The sequence below is a fragment of the Pseudomonas sp. DrBHI1 genome, assembly GCF_002205115.1.
GTDB lineage: Bacteria > Pseudomonadota > Gammaproteobacteria > Pseudomonadales > Pseudomonadaceae > Aquipseudomonas > Aquipseudomonas mosselii.
This window is the reverse complement of the sequence record NZ_NIBE01000052.1, coordinates 37,838-44,773: the sequence shown is the minus strand read 5'-3', so window position 1 is coordinate 44,773 and position 6,936 is coordinate 37,838. Positions and strand designations below refer to the sequence as shown.

General features: G+C 68.8%; 5 protein-coding genes. All 5 read right to left on the bottom strand.

Going from position 1 to position 6,936, the window contains the following annotated elements:
• Positions 1 to 743: serine/threonine-protein kinase (locus CC207_RS09530; RefSeq protein WP_143496104.1), on the bottom strand; the 743-nt coding region annotated here is incomplete at its 3' end.
• Positions 744 to 750: 7 nt separating this feature from the next.
• Positions 751 to 1,470 carry a PP2C family serine/threonine-protein phosphatase gene (locus CC207_RS09525; RefSeq protein ID WP_028689164.1) on the bottom strand — a complete coding sequence of 240 codons (720 nt, stop codon included), beginning with the start codon at positions 1,468 to 1,470 and terminating at the stop codon, positions 751 to 753.
• Positions 1,467 to 2,123: a type VI secretion system-associated protein TagF gene (tagF, locus tag CC207_RS09520; RefSeq protein WP_028689165.1), complete on the bottom strand. Its 657-nt coding sequence runs from the start codon at positions 2,121 to 2,123 to the stop codon at positions 1,467 to 1,469. Before tagF ends, CC207_RS09525 begins: the two co-directional genes overlap by 4 nt.
• Positions 2,120 to 5,626 carry a type VI secretion system membrane subunit TssM gene (gene tssM / locus CC207_RS09515; RefSeq protein ID WP_088852007.1) on the bottom strand — a complete coding sequence of 1,169 codons (3,507 nt, stop codon included), beginning with the start codon at positions 5,624 to 5,626 and terminating at the stop codon, positions 2,120 to 2,122. The genes tagF and tssM overlap by 4 nt, the downstream gene beginning before the upstream one ends.
• A complete protein-coding gene (locus CC207_RS09510; RefSeq protein ID WP_028689167.1) occupies positions 5,623 to 6,933 on the bottom strand; it encodes a DotU family type VI secretion system protein in 1,311 nt (436 codons plus the stop codon). The genes tssM and CC207_RS09510 overlap by 4 nt, the downstream gene beginning before the upstream one ends.
• Positions 6,934 to 6,936: the final 3 nt, after the last annotated feature.

Below are 6,936 nucleotides of genomic sequence, written 5' to 3'. Positions count from 1 at the left end.
CGCTCATTGGGGTCCTTGGCCAGCAGGCCACGCAGGATGTCCTGGTAGCGGCCGTGCTCGATGGGCAACTCAGGCAGCGGCTCGGTCAGGTGCGCCAACGCCGTGGACAGCGCGTCGGTGCCGCTATAAGGCAGCTTGCCGACCAGGATCTCGTAGAGCACCACGCCCAGCGCATACAGGTCGGCGCGGCCGTCGATCTCCATGCCGCGCGCCTGCTCCGGGCTCATGTAGCTCGGCGTGCCGACGGCGAAGCCAGCCTGGGTGAACTGGGTGCGGTCATCCAGCGACTTGGCGATGCCGAAGTCCGACAGCACCGCGGTGCCGTCGGCGCGGAACAGGATGTTGGCCGGCTTGACGTCGCGGTGCACCAGGCCCTCGGCATGGGCATAACCCAGCGCCTGGGCGATCTGGCGCACGTAGGCGAGGCCCTGCCCGGGCGTCAGCCCATCGGCGATGCGCTCCTTGAGCGTGCCGCTGGGCAGGTACTCCATGGCCATGTAGTACAGCTCGCCGACATTGCCGATGTCGTGGATGGTGGCGATGTTCGGGTGCGCCAGCCGCGCCAGGGTGCGCCCTTCACGCAGGAAGCGCTCGCAGAAGGTCGGGTCGGCGGCCAGGCTCGCCGCCATGATCTTCAGCGCCACCTTGCGCTGCAGGGAACGCTGGGTGGCGAGGTACACGCTGGCCATGGCGCCTTGGCCAAGCTCGCGCTCGATATCGAATCCGGGGATCTGCATGTCCATGATGTCTTCAGTTCACCTTGACGACCACTGCGGTGATGTTGTCCGGCGCGCCCCGGGTCAGCCCCAGGTGCACCAGGCTGCGGACCACCTCGTAGGGGTCGGCGTGGCCGAGCACCTCGGCGATCTCGTGGTCCTCGGCGGTCTTGTTCAGGCCATCGCTGCACAGCAGGTAGGTGTCGCCAGGCCGCACCTGCAGGGCCACGGCCTGCAGGTCGAGGTCATCCTCGACGCCGATGGCGCGGGTGACGATGTTGCCGCGCGGATGCACCCGCGCCTCGGCCTCGCTGAGCAGGCCGCTGTCCTGCAGCTCCTGGACGTAGCTGTGGTCGTGGCTGAGGCGCTCGATGCGGCCATCGCGCAAGCGGTACAGACGACTGTCGCCGGCCCACAGGCCGATAGCCTGGTCGCCACGCGCCGCCAGCACCACCACGGTGCTGCCCATCATCGCCACGCCACGGCGCACGGTTTCCTCGCGCACCATGCCGTTGACCCAGGCCAGGCCGTCGCGCACCTCGCCGCTGAAGTCGTCGAGCGAGTCGAGCCTCGGCAGGCTGCGCAGGCTGTCCATGGCCAGGCTGCTGACATAGTCGCCCGCCGCATGGCCGCCCATGCCGTCGGCCACTGCCCACAGGCCTGCCCAGGTCAACTCCAGGCAGGCATCCTCGTTGATCTTGCGCACCATGCCGACATGGCTGTAGCTGGCCGCGGTGTACTGCAGGTCGGTCATTCGCTGCGCGCCTCGCTACCCAAGAGAAACCCGGCGAAGTCCTCGCTGCGCGGCAGGCCCGCGCAGCGCATCAGACCCGGGGCGATACGTTCGGAACCCCTGCCCCACCACAGGCTCATGCCCTCGCAGGCGCATTCGGCCAAGGCCAGTGCGCGCCCCTGCGGCGTGGTCGCATCCAAGCGCTGCAACCCACCGACAGTCACTTGAGGTCCCTGTAGGAGCGGCCTCGCGTCGCGAAAAGGCTGCAAAACAGCCTCGAACTCTTCAAAGGCAGCACTCGGTTCAAGCGTCGCCAGCAATGCCTCCTCGACCGCCTCGAACCACTCCTCGGCCCCGGCCACCACAGGCGCCAATGGCTGCCCCGGCTCCAGCACCTGGGCCACGGTCAGCGGAAAATACCGCCCGACCCGGTCGATGCTTGGCATCAGCACGCCGATGACCGCCTCGGGCCCGCACAGCCCCGGCGCCAGGGCGAATCGCCACAAGGGGCTGACCAGGTAGGCCTCGAGCCATCGCTCGGCCAGCGCCTGCTGGCTGGCCTGCATCCCCGCCGCCAGCCACTGGTCCCAGGGCTGGATGAAGCTGTTTGGAAGGCCGCGGCTGACGAAGTCGCCTCGGCTGGCCAGTTTTCCGTAGAAACCCACGTCGTTCACAGGTGCTCCGGCAGGCTGAAACCGCTGAGCACTCGGCTGCGGAACGGGTTGAAAGCGCTGCTGGCACGCAGCTCGTAGGACACGCTGGCGCCATCGACGCGCAGGCGCAGGTTGAAGCGTTCCGGCGAGCTGCCGGCCACCAGGTCGGACTGGTCGAGCAGGCGGAACCAGGCCCAGGGGCCTTCCACGGTCAGGCCGGAACGGCCGGTGGCCGAGGGCGGCGAGATCGACAGGCGCACCACGCCGATGCTGTTGGGGTTCGGCCACTGCAACGCCACCGGCCGGCTCGGACCGTGGTCGTAGCTGACCTGCTGGCCATCGAGGTCGAGCAGGAACTGGGTGATGGTCGCGTCCATCGCCACCGGCTTGAGTTCGAAGCGCACGCCCGGCTGCACGCCGTTGCTGTTGCGGAAGAACGCATCACGAATGCTCGCCGCGCGCTGGAAGGTGTACAGCACATTGCTGTTGATCCCCAGCTTCTGCGCCGCGCCCGGCTGCCAGCTCCACGGCGTGCTCGAGGTGTTGACGTAGGGTTGCAGGTACTTGCGGAAGTAGTTGTCCATCACCCCGCCGACGCCGAAGAACAGGCCGAAGTCCTCCAGGGTGGCGTCCCGCGTGCTGCCGGCCACCAGCGGGTAGCGGCCGCTGAGGGACTGGCGGTAGACGTTCACCACCTCGCTGGTCCAGGCGGCATTGAGCTGGTTGCGCACGCCGCCCATGACGATGTTGTGGGTCGACCCAAGCACCGACCCCACCAGGTTCTGCACCACCTTGGGCTGGCGCGCCGCCCCCAGGGCGACACGCTGCGCGGCGGCCTGGGCCTGGTTCTTGGCCTCGCCCAACAGCGCGTCACCGCTGGCGCCGACCATGGCGCTGACCTGCACGTACAGGGCATTGAGGTCGGTGAGCAGGCCATCGATGGCCGCAGGTTGTCCTTCGCCGGTTTCCACCAGCGCGGCCAGCTCGGCGAAGTGCGCGGTCACCGGGTCCACCTCACGGGCAGCCGGATTGTCGCTGGGCAGCGGCGCATCACCGAGCAGGCCGCCGAGGCGCTGGCGCAGCTGGTCGACACCGGCCTGCTCGGCCTTGGCCTGGACCTTGTCGAGGGTGCTCGGCTGCGCCAGGTTGGTCTCCTTGGCGACCGCCTGCAGCAGTTTCTTCATCGGCGAGGTCGGCCCGGACAGCACCCGCAGCACATCGGCGGCCTGGCCGACGCTGGTGATCGGCACGAAGTCCAGGTCAGTCAGCAGCGCATCCCAATGGCGGATGTAGTCCTGGTAGTACAGTTGCAGCACATCGTCGGCCAGGCGCTTGGCATCGCCCGATTCGCTGGCCTCGCGGCCCAGCACCCAGCGCTCCTCGGCCAAGGTCTCGCTGTGGGCCAGGCTGGCGGCGAGGAATGCCTTGCGGTAGCCCTCGACGGTGAAGATGCCCGGCAGCGGCTCGCTCAGCGGCTTGCCATTCTTGAAGCGGAACACCAGCGCGGCATCGCGGCCGGCGGCGTCGCTGACCCGGAAGTCGCCGACCCCGGTCGGCAGTTTCTGGCGTTTGACCCGGTCGTAGACGCGCTGGGCCACCGGCAGCTGTTGCAGCTGGCGACGGGTGTCGTCGATCAGGCGCTGGTCGAGACGGGCATTGGGCGGGCGCTTGTCGAACAGCGCCGCCAGGTGCTGCTCCAGAGCCTGGCGCAGGTCCGGCGCCAGGTCGCGGGGCAGGCTGCGTTCCCAGTCGAGGGTGACCCAGGCCTTGATGAACTCGGCGTCGTAGTGTTCGCCGTCGGCCAGCATCAGGTAGGCCTTGAGCCCCTCGTAGAGGTAGTCGGACGGGCCGCCGGCATACAGCTGCTCTTCGATGCGGGTGACCAGGCGCGGGGCGAAGATAGCGATCAGCAGCTTGCGGTAGACGCTGTCCGACTCGCCTTCGAGCATGTCGCCCTGGTACAACCCGAGGCCTTCGGCCCAGCCGGGTGGATCCTCGGCCAGGCGGCGCACGCCGTTGAGCAACGGCAGGACGTCGACCACGTTGCGCTGGGCCGGGCTCAGTTCCTGCACGCTCTTGCCCAGTGGCTTGAGGCGGCCGTCGACCTCGGCGATGTATTGCTGGTTGGCGCGGTAGCTCAGGGTCCACAAGGTGCCGACCACCAACACCAGGGCCACGCTCAGGGCCAGGGCACCGCGGGCGATCCACTTGCGCCGCTGCTCGACCTTGGGGTTGCTGCCAACCAGGCCGCGTTCGGCGAAGGCCACGGCGCTGAACAGCTTCTCGATGAAGTAGCTGCGCCCGGTGCCGTTCTGCCGCGCCAGGTGGGCACGGTCCAGGCCCATGCTCTGGGCCATGCTGCCGATCAGACGGTCGATGGGGCTGCCTTCCTGGGTGCCGCTGGTGAAGTACACGCCGCGCAGCAGCGCGCGGGCTTCGAACGCGTTGGGCTTGAAGATGCCGTCGAGGAAGGTCTTGAGATTGCCGCGCAAGGCAGCGAACTGCTGGACGAAGCCGTAGACCAGATCGCGCCGCGCCGGGTCGCGTTCCTGCTGCAGGCGTTCGACCAAACGCTGGTTGAGGCGCTGTTCCAACAGGGCGAACTCGCTGCCGAACTGGGCCAGCGGGCCATCGCCGTGCTGGCCGTCATCCAGGGGGAAGGTCATGCCCCACACCTGGGCGCGCTCTTCCTTGCTCAGGTTGTCGAAGAACTCCATGAAGCCCGGCACCAGATCGAGCTTGGTCAGCATCAGGTAGATCGGGAAACGCACGCCCAGCTGGCTGTACAACTCCTGGATGCGGGTGCGGATCGCCGCCGCGTGGGCGGCGCGCTCGGCGTCGCTGCCCAGCAGCAGGTCGGACAGGCTGATGGCGATGAAGGCGCCATCGATGGGCCGGCGTGAACGCTGGCTCTTGAGCAGGTCGAGGAAGCCCAGCCAGGCCGCCTTGTCCACCTGGGCATGGCTGTCCTGGGTGGTGTAGCGGCCGGCGGTGTCCAGCAGCACGGCCTGGTCGGTGAACCACCAGTCGCAGTTGCGCGTGCCGCCCACGCCACGGATGGCGCCCTCACCCAGCTGCGCCGCCAGCGGGAAGTGCAGGCCGGAGTTGACCAGCGCGGTGGTCTTGCCCGAGCCGGGTGGGCCGATGATCACGTACCACGGCAATTCGTACAGGTTGCGTCGCTCGTCACCGCCCAGGCGCGCCTTCTTCAGCAGCACCAGGGCCTCGTCCATGCGCTGGCGCAGGGTCGCCAGCTCTTCGGCGGTGGCAACGCCGGCAGGGTCCGGCGCGGTCTCGGCAGCCAGGCTCTGCATCACCTTGGCCGCCTGGCGCCGGGCCTGGACGATGCGCCACACGCGGTAGGCGATCCACACCGCGAACAGCAGGACGATCAGCACCAGGCGCGGCGCGGCCGGCACCAGCGCATCGAGCAGCGGACCGAGGAACCAGATGATCAGGCTGAGGGCGAGCAGGCCCAGCACCGGGACCACCCAGCGAATGACAAAACTGAAAAACGCCTTCACTCGACGCCCTCCGCCAGAACGGTGATTTCAACCCGGCGATTCTTCGCCCGGCCCTGCGCGCTGTCGTTCGACGCCAGCGGCTCGGTGTCGCTCAGGCCCTGGGCACTGAAACGCCCAGGCTGGCCGGTGCGGGCGGCGAGCAGGTTCTTCACCTCCTCGGCACGGGCCTGGGACAACGCCCAGTTGGACGGGAAACGCAGCGTGGCGATGCGCTGGTTGTCGCTGTGGCCAGTGACTTTGACGTTGCCCTTGACCTTGGCGACGGCGTCGGCAATGCGCAGCATCAACGGCTCGAAGTCACCCTTGATGCTGGCGCTGGCCGAGGCGAACAGCTCGTCGCCGCGGATGGTCACCACCGAGCGGTCCACCGCGTCCTCCACGGCGACCCGCCCGGCCTTGATGTCCTCGGCCAGGAAACCGGCCAGGCGCGGTCGCTCGACAGGTTTGGGCTGCACCACCGGACGGTCCATGGCCTGCACCGGGATCTCGCCCAGGGCATGGATGCCACGGAACACCGGCTCGGCGTCGGCGGCCAGTTTCAGGCGCAGGCCGAACAGCACCAGCAACAGCAACGCCAGGGCCAGGGCCAGGCCGACCCAGGGCGGCACGAACTGCGCCAGGCGATCACGGGTCACGGTAACGCCGCGCCAGTGCGGCGACAGCTCGCGCTCGATATCGCCACGGGCGCTGCGGATGGTCGCGGCGGTGCGCTCGCGCAGGGCCTCGAGCTGAGCTCGGCCACCGTTCATCACCCGGTAGCGGCCTTCGAAACCAAGGCTGGTGCACAGGTACAACAGCTCCAGCAGGTGCAAGCGCTCACGCGGACTCTGCAGGCAGTGCTCCATCAGTTGGAACACCTTCTCGCCGCCCCAGGCCTCGTTGTGCACGGTGATCAGCAGGCTCTGCTTGCCCCAGTCGCTGGCGCTGCCCCACGGCGTGCTGAGCACGGCCTCGTCGAGCGCGGTGCACAGGGCGTAGCGCGCCAGCAGCACCTCGTTGCGCGCGACCCCGGCGGCCTCGGCGCGCTCCTCGAACTGACGCAGGTAGGCCAGCAGCTGCGCTCGCAGGCTGGCAGGTGCCGGGTGGGCGATGGTGTTGCGCAAGCGGGTGAGCAACGCCAGCAGCGGGCCGGCCGCCTGCTCCAGCGGGTTCAAGCCCACCGCCTGGCCCGGCGCCAGTGGTTCGGCCGGCACGTTCAGTGGCGGCGCTGGCGGCGCCGATGCTGGCGTTGCCGGCTGCGGGCCACGGCCACCGGGGCGCGGCATGAACTGAGTGCGGTCATTGGCCAACGGATCGTCCGATTGCATCGC

Bases quoted from the DNA above. Each gene is read 5' to 3' on its own strand.
- CC207_RS09525 (WP_028689164.1), bottom strand. From the start codon at position 1,470: ATGACCGACCTGCAGTACACCGCGGCCAGCTACAGCCATGTCGGCATG.
- CC207_RS09510 (WP_028689167.1), bottom strand. From the start codon at position 6,933: ATGCAATCGGACGATCCGTTGGCCAATGACCGCACTCAGTTCATGCCG.